Origin of the sequence: Bradyrhizobium barranii subsp. apii (genome assembly GCF_011516635.5) — a bacterium.
Lineage (GTDB): Bacteria > Pseudomonadota > Alphaproteobacteria > Rhizobiales > Xanthobacteraceae > Bradyrhizobium > Bradyrhizobium barranii.
On sequence record NZ_CP096255.1, the window covers coordinates 9,776,019 to 9,790,878 of the forward strand.

At 65.8% G+C, this 14,860-nt stretch carries 11 protein-coding genes; 4 read left to right on the forward strand and 7 right to left on the reverse strand.

Annotation, left to right across the window (positions count from 1 at the left end):
- Positions 1-24 precede the first annotated feature (24 nt).
- The 3 genes from HAP41_RS46505 to HAP41_RS46515 form a co-directional block, all read right to left on the reverse strand.
- Entirely contained in the window at positions 25-660 is a 636-nt protein-coding gene (locus HAP41_RS46505) for a LysE family translocator (protein ID WP_166068142.1), read from the reverse strand.
- Between the two features lie 242 nt (positions 661-902).
- Positions 903-3,956, reverse strand: coding sequence for a DNA polymerase I (gene polA, locus HAP41_RS46510; protein WP_166068111.1), 3,054 nt, complete (start codon positions 3,954-3,956; stop codon positions 903-905).
- Positions 3,957-4,171: 215 nt separating this feature from the next.
- Positions 4,172-5,239: an acyltransferase family protein gene (locus HAP41_RS46515; RefSeq protein ID WP_166068084.1), complete on the reverse strand. Its 1,068-nt coding sequence runs from the start codon at positions 5,237-5,239 to the stop codon at positions 4,172-4,174.
- A gap of 192 nt (positions 5,240-5,431) precedes the next feature.
- Between HAP41_RS46515 and HAP41_RS46520 the strand changes: the two genes are divergently transcribed.
- The 4 genes from HAP41_RS46520 to HAP41_RS46535 all read left to right on the forward strand — a co-directional run bounded on the left by HAP41_RS46520 (position 5,432) and on the right by HAP41_RS46535 (position 11,693).
- Positions 5,432-6,748 carry a UDP-glucose dehydrogenase family protein gene (locus HAP41_RS46520; protein WP_166068074.1) on the forward strand — a complete coding sequence of 439 codons (1,317 nt, stop codon included), beginning with the start codon at positions 5,432-5,434 and terminating at the stop codon, positions 6,746-6,748.
- Positions 6,749-6,864: 116 nt separating this feature from the next.
- Positions 6,865-9,342 carry an ATP-dependent helicase HrpB gene (gene hrpB / locus HAP41_RS46525; RefSeq protein ID WP_166068063.1) on the forward strand — a complete coding sequence of 826 codons (2,478 nt, stop codon included), beginning with the start codon at positions 6,865-6,867 and terminating at the stop codon, positions 9,340-9,342.
- Between the two features lie 129 nt (positions 9,343-9,471).
- A complete protein-coding gene (locus HAP41_RS46530; protein ID WP_175617971.1) occupies positions 9,472-9,984 on the forward strand; it encodes a TIGR02281 family clan AA aspartic protease in 513 nt (170 codons plus the stop codon).
- Positions 9,985-10,193: 209 nt separating this feature from the next.
- A complete protein-coding gene (locus tag HAP41_RS46535; RefSeq protein WP_166068056.1) occupies positions 10,194-11,693 on the forward strand; it encodes a phosphomannomutase/phosphoglucomutase in 1,500 nt (499 codons plus the stop codon).
- Between the two features lie 177 nt (positions 11,694-11,870).
- On the opposite strand, the gene HAP41_RS46540 is transcribed toward HAP41_RS46535, so the two are convergent.
- The 4 genes from HAP41_RS46540 to HAP41_RS46555 all read right to left on the reverse strand — a co-directional run bounded on the left by HAP41_RS46540 (position 11,871) and on the right by HAP41_RS46555 (position 14,788).
- Positions 11,871-12,380 carry an Lrp/AsnC family transcriptional regulator gene (locus HAP41_RS46540; protein WP_166068044.1) on the reverse strand — a complete coding sequence of 170 codons (510 nt, stop codon included), beginning with the start codon at positions 12,378-12,380 and terminating at the stop codon, positions 11,871-11,873.
- A 97-nt stretch (positions 12,381-12,477) separates the two neighbouring features.
- Positions 12,478-13,401, reverse strand: coding sequence for a PfkB family carbohydrate kinase (locus HAP41_RS46545; protein WP_166068029.1), 924 nt, complete (start codon positions 13,399-13,401; stop codon positions 12,478-12,480).
- Between the two features lie 13 nt (positions 13,402-13,414).
- On the reverse strand, positions 13,415-14,359 hold the full coding sequence (gene nudC / locus HAP41_RS46550; RefSeq protein ID WP_166068016.1) for an NAD(+) diphosphatase: 945 nt from the start codon (positions 14,357-14,359) through the stop codon (positions 13,415-13,417).
- Positions 14,360-14,368: 9 nt separating this feature from the next.
- Positions 14,369-14,788, reverse strand: a complete 420-nt coding sequence (locus HAP41_RS46555) for an HIT domain-containing protein (RefSeq protein WP_063979832.1) — start codon at positions 14,786-14,788, stop codon at positions 14,369-14,371.
- Positions 14,789-14,860 lie beyond the last annotated feature (72 nt).

A 14,860-nucleotide genomic window follows, 5' to 3' on the forward strand; every position in this document is an offset into this window, starting at 1 on the left:
CAAGCCGGGGCATGACAGTGTGCCTCACACCTTCTTCGCTTCCACCGCCATCCGCACCGCAAGCCCGGCCAGCATCGTGCCCATCAGCCAGCGCTGCACCAGCATCCAGCTCGGCCGGCTCGCCAGGAACAGTGCGATCGATCCGGCGGCAAGCGCGATCATCGCGTTGACGCTGACGCTGATCGCGATCTGGATCGCCCCCAACACCACCGACTGCGTCAGCACGCTGCCGGCGGTGGGATCGATGAACTGCGGCAGCAGCGCCAGATACAGCATCGCGATCTTCGGATTGAGCAGATTGGTGACAAAGCCCATCGCGAACAGTTTGCGCGGGCTGTCGATCGCGAGCTGCTTCACCTGGAACGGCGAACGTCCGCCCGGTTTCACCGCCTGCCAGGCCAGCCACAGCAGATAGCCGGCACCGGCGAAACGCAGCGCGTCATAGGCAAAGGGAACGGCGAGCAAGAGCGCGGTGATGCCGAACGCCGCGCACAGCATGTAGAAGACGAAGCCGAGTGCCACCCCGCCGAGCGAGACGATGCCCGCCGCCGGCCCCTGCGTGATCGAGCGCGAGATCAAATAGATCATGTTCGGCCCCGGCGTGAGCACGAGACCAAGGCAGACGAGGGCGAAGCCGAGCAGGGCGGAGGTGTGGGGCATGCGTGAACCGGTGTGGGAGACGACACCGTTCTAATGTGCGCCGCGCGGCGGAGCCATCGCGCAATTGCACGGAGGACAATTCGAGTCCCGCATCTCACCCCAACGTCGTCCCCGCGAAAGCGGGGACCCATACCCCCAGAGAGGAGTTTGAGGCTGGATCGTCATGGGCAATCTTCGCCTAACTCGATCCTGTGGTTATGGGTCCCGGCGTTCGCCGGGACGACACCGTGCTGGTGGGGACATCAATGCGCCTCGTCCCAATTCTTCGCCGCGCGCGCATCGACATGCAGCGGCACCGACAGGTTCACGGCCGGGAACGGCGCGTCCTGCATCACGTGCTGCACCACCGGCAGCGTCGCCGCGACCTCGGCGTCAGGCACCTCAAAAATCAGTTCGTCGTGCACCTGGAGCAGCATCTGCGCCGTCAGCTTCTTCTGGACCAGGGCGTCCTCCATCCGCGTCATGGCGCGGCGGATGATGTCGGCGGCGGTGCCCTGGAGCCGCGCGTTGATCGCGGCGCGCTCGTTGAACGCGCGCACCGAGGCGTTCGAAGCCTTGATGTCGGGATAGTACATCTTCCGGCCGAACAGCGTGGTGACATAGCCGTTGCTCCGGCAGAAGTCGCGCGTCTCGTCCATGTAGGCGCGGATGCCGGGGAAGCGCTCGAAATACTTCTTGATGTAGGCGGAGGCTTCCTCGCGCGCGATGCCGAGCTGGTTGGCGAGGCCGAATGCCGAGATGCCGTAAATGATGCCGAAATTGATCGCCTTGGCGCGGCGCCGGATTTCGCTCGGCATGCCCTCGATCGGCACGCCGAACATTTCGGAGGCCGTCATCGCGTGAATGTCGAGCCCGTCCTTGAACGCCTGCTTGAGGACGGGAATGTCGGCGATCTCGGCGAGCAGCCGCAGCTCGATCTGCGAATAGTCGGCGGAGACGAGCTTGTGCCCCGGTGTCGCGATGAAGGCGCGGCGGATCTTTCGCCCGTCCTCGGTACGCACCGGAATGTTCTGCAGATTCGGCTCGTTCGATGACAGCCGGCCCGTCGTGGTCGCGGCCAGCGCGTAGGTGGTGTGGACGCGATGGGTCTGCGGGTTGACGTAGGTTGGCAGCGCGTCGGTGTAGGTCGATTTCAGTTTCGAAACCTGGCGCCACTCCAGGATCTTCTTCGGGAAGTCGTGGCCCTGCTCGGCAAGCTCGTCGAGCACCTGCGCGGTCGTCGACCACGCGCCAGTCTTGGTCTTGGTGCCGCCGGACAGTCCCATCTTTCCGAACAGGATGTCGCCAATCTGCTTGGGGCTGCCGACATTGACGGGCTCGCCCGCGATCTCCTGGATCTCGGCTTCGACGCGCGCCGCGGTCTGGGCGAAGTCGCCTGATAGCCGCGACAAGACCTGGCGGTCGATCGAGATGCCGCGCCGCTCCATGCGCGCGAGCACCGACACCAGCGGCCGCTCCAGCGTCTCGTAAACGGCGGTCATGTGCTCGGCGACGAGGCGCGGCTTCAGCACGCGCCACACGCGCAAGGCCATGTCGGCGCCTTCCGCCGACAGCGGTGCGGCCTTGTCGATCGGCACCTGGTCGAAGGTGATCTTGCCCTTGCCGCTGCCGAGCAACTCGCTCTCCTTCAGCATGGCGTGGCCGAACCAGCGCTCCGCGAGCGCTTCGATCGCGTGCGAGCCGCGGCCGGCATCGAGCACATAGGAGATCAGCTGCGCATCGTCGGCGTTGCGCAGCGTGATGCCGTGCTGCGCCAGCATCACGGCGGTGAACTTGACGTCGAAGCCGATCTTGAGAATGCCCGCCGATTCCAGCACCGGCCGCAGTGCTTCGATCGCGTCGGCATGCTTGACCTGGTCCGGCGCGAGGCCCGCGTCGAACAGACCGGCGCCGCCACCGGACTGCTTGTGCGCGAGCGGCACGTAGCAGGCCTCGTTCGGCGCCAGCGCCAGCGCGATGCCGCACAGATCGGCCTGCATCGGATCGATGGAGTTGGCTCTCGTCTCGATCGCGACATAGCCGGCGTCATGGATGCGCGCGACGAAGGCGTCGAGCTCCATGAGCGTCTTGATCGCCTGGTATTTGCCGCGATCGACCGGCAGCTTGCGCAGCGCCTCTTCGCGCGCGGCGGCCAGTGAAATCGGCGAGCCCTTGAGACCGGCCGACTTATCGCCCTTGTCGCCGCCCGTTGCGGTCGCGGCTGGAGCGGCGAAAAGATCGCCGGAGGTCTCTGACGTTCTTGCCTTGGCTGCGTCGCCGCCGGCCCTGGCGCCGCTGCTGTTCGACGCATCGGCATCGACATTGGCGGGATCGATCTGCGAATAGTCGGCGACGCGGCGCGTCAGCGTGGTGAATTCCATCGCCTTCAGGAAGGCAATCAGCTTGCGCGCGTCGGGCTCGTGCACCGCGAGGTCGTCCAGCGGCACCTCGAGTTCGACCTTGTCGTCCAGCAGCACCAGCTTGCGCGAAATTCGCGCCTTCTCGGCATTCTCGATCAGCGCCTCGCGGCGCTTCGGCTGCTTGATCTCGGTAGCGCGGAACAGAAGCTGTTCGAGGTCGCCATATTCGACGATCAGCTGCGCGGCGGTCTTGATGCCGATGCCGGGGACACCAGGAACGTTGTCGGTGGAATCGCCGGCCAGCGCCTGCACTTCGACGACTTTCTCCGGCGGCACGCCGAACTTCTCGATCACCTCGGGGATTCCGATACGACGGTCCTTCATGGTGTCGTACATCATGATCTTGTCGTTCACGAGCTGCATCAAATCCTTGTCGGAGGATACGATGGTCGTGTGGGCGCCGCGGTCGCTGGCCTGCCGCGCATAGGTCGCAATGAGATCGTCGGCCTCGAAGCCGCCCTGTTCCAGGCAGGGCAAGTCGAAGGCGCGCACGGCTTCGCGGATCAACGCGAATTGCGGGATCAGATCATCGGGCGCGGGCGGCCGGTGCGCCTTGTACTCGGGATAGATCTTGTTGCGGAAGGTGACTTCCGACTTGTCGAACACGATCGCCAGATGCGTCGGGCGGTTGTCCGCGGGCATGTCGCGCAACAGCTTCCACAGCATGTTGCAGAAACCGAGCACGGCGTTGACCTGCAAGCCATCGGACTTGCGGTTCAGTGGCGGCAGCGCGTGATAGGCGCGGAAGATGTAGCCGGAACCGTCGACCAGGAAGATGTGGTCGCCCTTGCCGGCCACCTTCGCCGCAACCGGTTTGGCAGCAGGCTTGTCAGCAGCGGGTTTGGTGTCGGCTTTGGCGGCGGTCTTCGGGGATGTCGTTGGGGAGCTTTTGGGCATGGCCGCAATGTATGAATTTTTGCGGGCTTTGACAGCCTTGAGCGGGGGATTTTTGGGCCGCTGGTGCCGCTATCCCCACCGTCGTTCCCCACATCCCCGCTGTCATTCCCCGCGAAGGCGGGGAAACCAGTACGCCGCGGCTTCTCGGCTCGATCACTGGCGTCTCGGCGTACTGGGTCGCCCGGTCGAGCCGGGCGACGACACCGAGAGGGCGGCTATTCCGCCGCCTGCAACACCGGCCCTGCCTTCTTCGGCGCGATCCAGAACGTCTGCGGCCGTTCGAACAGGAAGCGGGCATTGAGCCGCAATGCGACGTACCAGATCGCGAGCGATCCGATCACGCCGACGATGGTGACGATCAGCGACACCGTGCCGATGTCGGCAATGACGCCGGTGCGCAGCAGCAGCGTTCGTGTCGCCGCCATCGGCAGGAAGAAGGCGAGGTAGATCACGATCGAATGCTCGCCGCAGAAGCGGAAGAAGTTCAACCATTGTGCGCGGGCGAGCAGCGTGCCCATCGTGATGATGGCGCAGGCGCCGGCGAAGCCGAGCACGAGCGAGACGATCTTCCATTCGCCGGCGCCGAGCGCGACGAGGCCCGCATTGACCAGCGCCCAGGTCGCGAGCGCCGCCAGCGCGAGTGCGGGATGGTTGCGCGCGCGATCGGACAGCGCGAACACGTATGGTGCGAACAGATATCCCGAATAGAAATAGACGAAGCGCGCGCAGAATTCGTCGATCGCGGTCCAGCCGGTCGAGACCCGCGCCGTCTCCAGCGCGGCAGCGATGAGCCAGATCGCCAGTGGCGGAATACGCCGTGTCAATTTTGTGACGACGAAGAAGATCGGCAGCAGGTAGATGAACCAGAGCGTGCCGAACGGTTCGACGAAGGATTCCAGATACAGCAGGCCGGCCTCGCGCCAGCTCGTCTCCGCCGCGAACGCCGGTGCCTTGAAGCCGAACTGGATTGTCACCCAGACGACATAGAAATAGGCGAAATGCACCACCTTGCGGTCGAGATAGGTTCGCCAGTCCCGATCGATCACCAATGGCAGGAACAGGCCCGAAATCAGGAAGAAGTCCGGCATCCGGAACGGCTTTGCGAAGGCCACGGCGACATGCATGAAACCGGTCTGGCCGGCCGCGATCTCCACCCCCAGCACCGAGTGCATCATCACGACCATGACGATGCAGATGCCCTTGGCATAGTCGACCCAGTCGACACGTGCGGGCGAGGGGGCCTTGGAAAGCCCGCTCGCGGCGATTGTGCCTGATAGTGCCATGGTGTCCCGTTTCGAGGCGCGGTCCGCCCGGCTCTGTGCGGACGTGGCGCAGTGTGAAGCCTTGCGGTTTAAGGTCTCTTTACCGGTACAATTCGCGTGCCGGTTTTTGCATCCGGGCTGTTCTCTCCCCTCAGGAAAATGCTAAACCGCTCGAGTTGGGGTTTCGTTAACCAAGCTGGAACAGGGTTTTTCATGCGCATCGCGATGATCGGAACGGGCTATGTGGGACTGGTGTCCGGAGCCTGCTTTGCGGATTTCGGTCACGACGTCACCTGCGTCGACAAGGACGAGAAGAAGATCGCGGCGCTTCATCGCGGCGAGATTCCGATCTACGAGCCCGGCCTCGACGAGCTGGTCGCGACCAATGTGAAGGCCAAGCGGCTCGACTTCACCACCGATTTGTCGAAGCCGGTCGCGGACGCCGATGCCGTCTTCATCGCGGTCGGCACGCCCTCGCGCCGCGGCGACGGTCACGCCGATCTGTCCTATGTCTACGCCGCCGCGCGCGAGATCGCGCAGTCGCTGTCGGGCTTCACCGTCGTCGTGACCAAATCCACCGTCCCGGTCGGCACCGGCGACGAGGTCGAGCGCATCATCCGCGAGACCAACCCCGCGGCCGACGTCGTCGTTGCCTCCAACCCCGAATTCCTGCGCGAGGGCGCGGCGATCCGCGACTTCAAGTACCCCGACCGCGTCGTCGTCGGCACCTCCGACGAGCGCGGCCGCAAGGTGATGGGCGACGTCTATCGCCCGCTGTCGCTGAACCAGGCCCCGCTGATGTTCACGGCGCGCCGCACCGCCGAGATGATCAAATACGCAGCGAACGCGTTCCTCGCGACCAAGATCACCTTCATCAACGAGATCGCCGATCTCTCGGAAAAGGTCGGCGCCGACGTGCAGGAGGTCGCGCGCGGCATCGGCCTCGACAACCGCATCGGCACCAAGTTCCTGCATGCGGGGCCCGGCTTCGGCGGCTCCTGCTTCCCAAAGGACACCAAGGCGCTGATCAAGATCGCGCAGGACTATGACGTGAGCTTGCGCATCGTCGAAGCCGTGCTGGCCGTCAACGAGAACCGCAAGCGCGCGATGGCGCGCAAGGTCAGCCAGGCGCTCGGCGGTAGCTTGCGCGGCAAGACCATCGCCGTGCTCGGCCTCACCTTCAAGCCCGACACCGACGACATGCGCGATGCGCCGTCGATCCCGCTCGTCACCGGCCTGATCGACATGGGCGCGACGGTCAAGGCCTTCGATCCCGTCGGCATGGAGCAGGCCAAGGGCGAGCTGCCGAACATCACCTATTGCGAGGACGCCTATTCCTGCGCGCAAGGCGCCGATGCGCTCGTCATCGTCACCGAATGGGTGCAGTTCCGCGCGCTCGATCTCCACCGGCTGAAGGCGGCCATGACCCAGCCCGTCGTCGTCGATCTCCGCAACATCTACCCGCCCGAAGAGATGCAAGCCGCCGGCTTCACCTACGAGAGCATCGGGCGTCCGCCGGTGCAGGGCTGACGGTCCATTGCCGCAACGATTTCGTCATGGCCGGGCTTGTCCCGGCCATCCACGTCTGTTTCTAGTCGAAGACGTGGATGCCCGGCACAAGGCCGGGCATGACGAATGGATAGGCCTTGCCCCGCAGCTTCGACACGCCCCTCCCGATCGATGCCGTGCTCGACGATCTCTCGCGCACGCTGGAGGCGCATAACGCCGCCGTGCTGGTGGCGCCGCCCGGCGCAGGCAAGACCACGCGCGTGCCGCTGGCGCTGCTGGATGCGCCCTGGGCCGCGGGCAAGAGGATCATCGTGCTGGAGCCGCGGCGTATCGCTGCGCGGGCGAGTGCCGAGCGCATGGCCAAGTCGCTTGGCGAGCGGGCCGGCGAAACCGTCGGCTACCGCGTCCGCTTCGGCTCTAAGATCTCGCGCACCACGCGCATCGAGGTGGTGACCGAGGGGATCTTCACCCGCCAGATCCTCGACGATCCCGAGCTCTCCGGCATCGCGGCTGTCCTGTTCGACGAATTCCACGAGCGCTCGCTCGATGCCGACATGGGCCTCGCGCTGGCGCGCGACGCGCAAACCGGCCTGCGCGAGGATCTGCGCATCCTCGTGATGTCGGCAACGCTCGACGGCGCGCGCGTGGCAAAGCTGCTCGGGGAAGCGCCCGTTGTCGAGAGCGAGGGCCGCGCCTTTCCGGTCGAGACGCGCTATCTCGGCCGCAAGGCGGATGCGCCGGTCGAGCGGCAGATGGCGGATGCGATCGCGTCCGCGCTACGCGCCGACAGCGGCTCGGTGCTGGCGTTCCTGCCGGGCGCGGCCGAAATCCGCCGCACCCAGAATTTCCTCAGTGAGCGCGTCCAGGATGCCTCCATCGAGATCGTGCCGCTGTTCGGCGCGCTCGACGCTGCCGTGCAGGACCGCGCGATCGCGCCCGCGCCGAAGGGCTCGCGCAAGGTGGTGCTGGCGACCTCGATCGCCGAGACCTCGCTCACCATCGAGGGCGTGCGCATCGTGGTCGATTCCGGCCTCGCCCGCGTGCCGCGCTACGAGCCCGACATCGGGCTGACGCGGCTCGAGACCGTGCGCGCCGCGCGTGCGGCGGTGGACCAGCGCCGCGGCCGCGCCGGCCGCACCGAGCCCGGCGTCTGCTACCGGCTCTGGGACGAGCCGCAGACGGCCTCGCTCGCGCCCTACACCCAGCCGGAGATCCTCAGCGCCGACCTCTCCTCGCTGGTGCTCGACCTCGCGCAATGGGGCGTCGCCGATCCGTCGGCGCTGTCATTCCTCGATCCGCCGCCGCTGCCGGCCTGGAAAGAGGCGAAAAGCCTTCTCTCCGAGCTCAACGCGCTCGATGGCGACGGCCGCATCACCGCCGAAGGCAAAAGCCTGCGTGCGCTGGCGCTGCCGCCGCGACTGGCGCGCATGATCGTGGACTCGCATCGCGTGGGCAGCGGTGAAGTCGCCGCCGAGATCGCGGCCATCATCACCGAGCGCGGGCTCGGCGGCGACAGCGTCGATCTCGAGTACCGGCGCGATCAGTTCCGCCGCGATCGCTCGCCGCGCGCCGCGAGCGCGCGCGATCTCGCGCGGCGCTGGGCTTCGCAGGTGGCGGCGTCGGAGACGGCCGCAACCGGACAAGATGATCTCTCGACCGGCCTGATGCTCGCCTACGCCTTCCCGGACCGTGTCGCGCGCAATCGCGGCAATGGCACCTTCGTGCTCGCCAATGGTCGCGGCGCCGCGGTGGAGCAGACCTCGTCGCTCGCCCGCGCGCCCTACATCGCGATCGGCGAGATGACGGGCACGGCGGCGAGCGGCCGCGTTCTGCTGGCAGCGCCGATCGGCGAGGACGACATCGAGCGGCATTTTGCCGAGCATATCGAGACCGTCGACGAGATCTCCTTCGATCGTGGCGCGATGGCGCTGCGCGCGCGGCGCAAGCGCGCGCTGCATGCGATCACGCTGTCTGAGGCAACACTCGCGGTGTCGCCTTCGGAGGAGACCGCGCGCATCTTCGCCGATGGGCTGATTGCCGCAGGTCTCGACCGGTTGCCCTGGTCGAAGGCCGCAAAGCAGTGGCGCGACCGCGTGATGTTTCTGCGCAAGGCCGAGGGCGACAGCTGGCCCGATTTGTCCGACGACGGACTGATCGCGCGGCGCGACGACTGGCTGGTGCCGGCGCTCTACGACAAGATCGCGCTGAAGGACATCTCGGCCGGCGATCTCTCCGACGCGCTGATGGCGCTGTTGCCCTGGGAGATGCGCGCAAGGCTCGATCGCGAGGCGCCGACGCATTTCGAGGCGCCGACCGGCAGCGTGCTCGCGATCGACTACGAGGCCGAGCAGGGGCCGACCATTGCGGTGCGACTCCAGGAATTGTTCGGGCTCAACACCCATCCGTCGATCGCCGCCGGCAAGGTGCCGCTGGTGCTGGAATTGCTGTCGCCGGCGCAGCGCCCGGTGCAGGTGACGCGCGATCTCCCCGGTTTCTGGCGCGGCAGCTACGCCGCGGTGCGCTCCGACCTGCGCGGCCGCTACCCGCGCCATCCCTGGCCGGAGGATCCGGCGAGTGCGCTGCCGACACGGCGGGTCAAGCCGCGCGGGACCTGAGAAGCCACGAAGGCACATTAACCCTCCGCTCATCCTTTTCGTCAAAATAGCGACGCTCTGACCGCAGCGTCGCTCGCGGCCAGACGTGGCGCGTGGTGAAATCGAGCTTTCCGGCTCGGAAGTGGTGTGATGCGTAACATAATGATCCTCGCGGCCATCATGATCGGCCTCGGCACGTTCATGGCGCAGATGGCGGACAGGATGAGTTCCGCCTCCGCGACGTCAACGCCGCGCACGACGATCGCGGTTGCTGCGACGGCGCCGGCCGGTGGGCGCAGCCTCGCCATCTCCCGCGATGGCCGTGGCCATTTTCAGGCCGAAGGCCGCATCGACGGCCAACGGATCGGCTTCATGATCGACACCGGCGCCTCCGTGGTCGCGCTGAACGAGAGCTCGGCCGCCCGCTTTGGCCTCCGTCCCTCGCGCGGCGAGTACAACGCCGCCGTCTCGACCGCCAACGGCACCATCAAGGCGGCGCGCACGCGCATCGCCATGCTCGAGGTCGGCGGCCTCGTCGTGCGCGACGTCGACGCCATGGTGCTGCCGGATGAGGCTCTGTCGGAGAACCTGCTCGGCCTCTCCTTCCTGTCCCGCCTGAAGCGCTTCGAATACGCCAACGGCCAGATGGTGCTGGAGCAGTAAGCCGCCTCAAAGGCGCTCACAGCGCCGACGAACGGTCGTTCGCGCGGATTTTTTCAGGACGGCATTGGCGGAAGTCTCGCGCCGGGCCGCGTTTTCCCGTTACCAAACTGCCGCAATTATAAGCCATAAGCTGCCATTCCCGCCTTCCGCTGCGGCCCGGCATTCGCTAAGGCTGCATCAATTCCCGCCATTTTCACGAGACCGTCTCAATGTTCCCCAAGCCGAAATCCGTCTTGTTGCCCAACACCTATGCCTTCGAATCCGAGCCGATGGTGAAGGCCACGGGTTTTCGCGAATACGACGCGCGCTGGTTGTTCCAGAAGGAAATCAACCTGATGGGGATCCAGGCGCTCGGCATGGGGCTGGGCGCGCTGATTGCGGAGCTCGGCGTCAAGCAGGAGATCGTCACCGGCCATGATTTCCGCGGCTATTCGGCCTCGATCAAATATGCGCTGATTTCCGGCCTGATGGCTGCGGGCTGCAAGGTGCACGACATCGGGCTCGCGGTAACGCCGATGGCCTATTTCGCGCAGTTCGACCTCGACGTGCCCTGCTGCGCCATGGTCACGGCCTCGCACAACGACAATGGCTGGACCGGCGTGAAGATGGGCGCCAACCGCCCGCTGACCTTCGGCCCCGACGAGATGACGCGGCTGAAGGAGATCGTGCTCAACGCCGAATTCAAGAACAAGGCCGGCGGCTCCTACCAGTTCCACGAGAATTATCCGGCGCGCTACATCGCCGATCTCACCGGCCGTCCGAAGCTGACCCGCAAGCTCAAGGTCGTCGCCGCCTGCGGCAACGGCACCGCCGGCGCGTTCGCGCCGCAGGTGCTGGAGGCGATCGGCTGCGAGGTGATCCCGCTCGACACCGAGCTCGACCACACCTTCCCGAAATACAATCCGAACCCGGAAGACATGGAAATGCTGCACGCGATCCGCGACGCGGTGCTGCATCACAAGGCCGATGTCGGTCTCGGCTTCGACGGTGACGGCGATCGCTGCGGTGTCGTCGACAACACCGGCGAGGAAATCTTCGCCGACAAGGTCGGCGTGATGCTGGCCCGCGACATGTCGGCGATCCACAAGGACGCGCATTTCATCGTCGATGTGAAGTCGACCGGCCTGTTCGTCACCGATCCCGTGCTGCAGAAGCAGGGCGCCAAGGTCACCTATTGGAAGACCGGCCATTCCTACATGAAGCGCCGCACCAACGAGACGGGTGCGCTCGCCGGATTCGAAAAGTCCGGCCATTTCTTCTTCAACAAGCCGTATGGCCGCGGCTATGACGACGGCCTGGTGTCGGCGATCGCGATCTGCGACATGCTCGACCGCGCGCCCGGCAAGTCGATGGCCGACCTCAAGGACTCGCTGCCAAAGACCTGGTCATCGCCGACCATGTCGCCGCATTGCGCCGACGAGGTCAAATACGGCGTCATCGACGCCGTGGTGAAGCATTTTGAGGGCTTGCACGCGAAGGGCGCCAAGATTGGTGGCCAGGCGATCCGCGATCTCGTCACCGTCAACGGCGTGCGCGTCACGGTCGAGGACGGAAGCTGGGGCCTGGTGCGCGCCTCTTCCAACAAGCCCGAGCTCGTGGTCGTGGTCGAGAGCCCGGTCTCCGAGCAGCGCATGCACGACATGTTCGAGATGGTGAACAGCGTGCTCCGCACGCATCCCGAAGTCGGCGCGTACAATCAGACGATTTGAGGGGCATCAGGGAGCACAACCCGCGCCGCAAATCTCCGCTGTCATGCCCCGGCTTGACCGGGGCATCCAGTACGCCGCAGCTTCTCCGTATCCAATCGCCGCCTCTGGAATACTGGATCGCCCGGTCAAGGCCGGGCGATGACAGCTTCCTTGTGGTGAGACCTGAGAACTAAGCCTCTAAGCCGCCACCACCGCCGGGATCGGTAGCGCGGTGACCGACTTGATCTTCTCCATCGCAAAGCGCGAGGTGACGTTCTTCAGCGGCACGGCGCTGATGAGCTTCTTGTAGAACACGTCATAGGCCTGCATGTCGGCGACCACGACGCGCAGCATGTAGTCGACGTCGCCGGCCATGCGGTAAAACTCCATCACCTCGGGCATGGCGCTCACGGCTTCGGCGAATTTTTTGAGCCAGGCATCGGAATGGTCGGAGCTTTCCACCGAGACGAACACGGAGATGCCGAGACCGATCTTGTTCTGGTCGACCAGCGCCACCCGCTTCAGGATCACGCCGTCGGCCTCGAGGCGCTGGATGCGCTTCCAGCAGGGGGTGGAAGAAAGCCCGACCCGGTCGCCGATCTCGGCGACGGACAGGGAGGCATCGTCCTGGAGCACCATCAGGATCTTGCGGTCGATCGCGTCGAGGCGGCGGCTGGTCTCGGGGAGTTGCACAGCGAGGTCAGTCATTTGAAGAACTTTGTTCCATTTCAGGGGCTGATTTCCACGATATAGAGAAAATCTTTCCACGGCAAGCCTATAATCTCGGCGTAACAGTGGAACTTCTCTAGAGCCGGCCTCGTAAAAGCTCTTCAACTTCAACACGTTGTGCGGCAGCCATGCCGCCACCATGGCGGGTGCATTTCAGCGCTGCGGCGGCCGCGGCGAATCGCAGCGCCTCGCGCGCCTCCTCGCCCTCGGCGAGGCGAAGCGTGAAGGCGCCATGGAAGACGTCGCCGGCCCCGAGCGTATCGACCGCCTGAACCGGGAAGGCCGGGGTCTCCTCCAGTTCGCCCGCCTCGTTCAGCCAGATCGTGCCACGCGGGCCGCGCGTGGCGGCGAGAAAGGCCGGCGTCAGCTTTGCCAGGTGCTTCAACGCGCCGCCGTCGTCGGCGACACCGGCCGTCTCCTGCACCTGGTCGCTGGCGAACAGCAGGTGCGAGGCGGCCGTGAGCAGGCCGTCCTGCAACGACATCGCGCGATCGACGCCGACGATGATGGGAATGCCGCGCCGGCGCGCCTCGGCGCAGAGATCGATACAAAGGGCGCCGCAGCGGCTCTCGACGAGGACCGCCCGGCAATCGGCGAGCAGCGCGTCACCGTCCGGCAGCTTCACGCTCCACAGGCCGGGATCGCGATAGATCGTCAGCGTCCGCTCGCCCGAGGGCTCGATCAGGATCGCGGAGACCGGCGTGGTCAGGCCGGGCATGCGCGCGACGTGCGTCGTGTCGATGCCTTCACTGGCCATCTGTTCGAGAATGAAGCCGCTCGACGCTTCCCGTGCATCGCCCATCGGTCCTGCGAAGGAGACCCGGCCACCGAGCCGCGCGATGGCGATCGCAGCATTGAGCGCGTTGCCGCCGCAGATCTCGGCGAGATGCGTGGCGTTGGCCTTGCTGCCGCGCGCGGGCACGGCCTCGACGCGAAAGGTGAGGTCGCGCACGGGAATGCCGATGCAGAGGATGCGCGGCGCGGTCCCTGATGTGGCCACCGGCGGCCCCAGCTTACGCGCCGGTCTTGTCGTGCACCCAGCGGCCGAGCAAATGGTGGGCGATCGCGAACGGATGCGGGCCGGCGAGCCCGTCCGGATGCGTCCGCGTCAGCATCAGCGCGGCCTCCTCGCGGGTGAACCAGCGCGCGTCCTCCAGCTCGGAATGATCGACGACGACGTCCTCGTTGAGCGCCCGCGCGCTGCAGCCGATCATCAGCGACGATGGATAGGGCCAGGGCTGCGTCATGTAATACTGCACGTCGGTGCAGCGGATTCCGGATTCTTCGAGGATTTCCCGGCGTACCGCGTCCTCGATGGTCTCGGCGACCTCGACGAAGCCGGCGAGGCAGGAATACATTCCCGGCGGAAACTGCTTCTGGCGGCCGAGCAGGCACTTCTCGCCCGAGGCGACCAGCATAATCACGACGGGATCGGTGCGCGGAAAATGCTCGGCCTTGCAAGCAGGGCATTCGCGCTTCCAGCCGCCTTCCTTCATCGCGCTCCGCGTGCCGCAATTGGCGCAATAGCCGTGGCGCTGATGCCAGCTCACCATCGACTTCGCCATCGCGATCGCCGAGAGCTCGCCGGGCGGAATCGCGCCCTGCATCGCCATGCCGCGCAGCTCGGTGACGGTGTAGTCCTCGCGGCCGATCAGCTTCTCGGCCGCCGCCTGCGACATCCCCATGCCGAACACCGCGGCGCCGTCGCGCAACCCTAAGAAGATCGTGCCGGGGTTGGCGCCGCATTTCAGCGCCTCGTCTACGCCCAGCAGCGCGCGCGCCTTGTCGCCCTCGCGCTTCACCAGCAGCGAGTCGCGGTAGACGACATAGGCGCGTGACGATGGCTTCTGCTCCATCGCGAACAGCTTCTCGTCGTCGCGGCGCAGATGCGCGGCGCGATCGAGGATGTCGGTGACGAAGGCCGGCTGTCCCAGCGGAAACGAGTCGAATGCTGACATTTCTTGTTCTCAACCCAACCAGATCTTGCGGCGAAGCGCGCTGATGAAAGTTTGCACCTCGGTGGCGTCATGCGCCAAGGGCTTCATCACGCCCCACACCGGCCGCGGCCAGGCGGCGTCGCTGGTCCGGCGTGCGATGATATGGACGTGAAGCTGCGGCACGAGGTTGCCGAGCGCGGCGACATTGAGCTTGTCGCATTTGGTGATCTCTTTCAGCGCGCGCGAGACGCGGGAGATCTCCGTCATGAGTTGCGCCTGCTCCACCTCGTCGAGATCGATGATCTCGACCGCATCGGGCCGCCGCGGCACCAGCAGCAGCCAGGGATAATGCGCGTCCTTGATGACCAGTACCTTCGACAGCGGCAGGTCGCCGATGTCGATGGTGTCCTCTTTCAGGCGGGAGTGCAGCGACCAGGCGGGATCAGACATATGCGTTTCCGGATAGCCCGATGGGGGCGGGCGTGTTTGGCCGGACCATACGATAGGGAGTCCCTGAGGGGA

Coding starts and splice junctions, on each gene's coding strand:
- HAP41_RS46505 (WP_166068142.1), bottom strand. CDS start 660: ATGCCCCACACCTCCGCCCTGCTCGGCTTCGCCCTCGTCTGCCTTGGT.
- polA (WP_166068111.1), bottom strand. CDS start 3,956: ATGCCCAAAAGCTCCCCAACGACATCCCCGAAGACCGCCGCCAAAGCC.
- HAP41_RS46515 (WP_166068084.1), bottom strand. CDS start 5,239: ATGGCACTATCAGGCACAATCGCCGCGAGCGGGCTTTCCAAGGCCCCC.
- HAP41_RS46520 (WP_166068074.1), top strand. CDS start 5,432: ATGCGCATCGCGATGATCGGAACGGGCTATGTGGGACTGGTGTCCGGA.
- HAP41_RS46530 (WP_175617971.1), top strand. CDS start 9,472: ATGCGTAACATAATGATCCTCGCGGCCATCATGATCGGCCTCGGCACG.
- HAP41_RS46535 (WP_166068056.1), top strand. CDS start 10,194: ATGTTCCCCAAGCCGAAATCCGTCTTGTTGCCCAACACCTATGCCTTC.
- HAP41_RS46540 (WP_166068044.1), bottom strand. CDS start 12,380: ATGACTGACCTCGCTGTGCAACTCCCCGAGACCAGCCGCCGCCTCGAC.
- nudC (WP_166068016.1), bottom strand. CDS start 14,359: ATGTCAGCATTCGACTCGTTTCCGCTGGGACAGCCGGCCTTCGTCACC.
- HAP41_RS46555 (WP_063979832.1), bottom strand. CDS start 14,788: ATGTCTGATCCCGCCTGGTCGCTGCACTCCCGCCTGAAAGAGGACACC.